Source organism: Bacillus cereus group sp. BfR-BA-01331 (assembly GCF_022663915.1).
GTDB classification, from domain to species: domain Bacteria; phylum Bacillota; class Bacilli; order Bacillales; family Bacillaceae_G; genus Bacillus_A; species Bacillus_A mycoides.
In genome coordinates, this window is sequence record NZ_JAKUGJ010000209.1 from 1 (window position 1) to 200 (window position 200).

The window sequence follows — 200 nt, forward strand, 5'->3', positions numbered from 1 at the left end:
CCTGAAACCGTGTGCCTACAAATAGTCAGAGCCCGTTAATGGGTGATGGCGTGCCTTTTGTAGAATGAACCGGCGAGTTACGATCCCGTGCAAGGTTAAGCTGAAGAGGCGGAGCCGCAGCGAAAGCGAGTCTGAATAGGGCGTTTAGTACGTGGTCGTAGACCCGAAACCAGGTGATCTACCCATGTCCAGGGTGAAGT

General features: G+C 53.5%; 1 rRNA gene. It reads left to right on the forward strand.

Annotated features, from left to right (window positions below):
• Positions 1 to 200, forward strand: a 23S ribosomal RNA gene (locus MR155_RS31740); the annotation flags it as partial.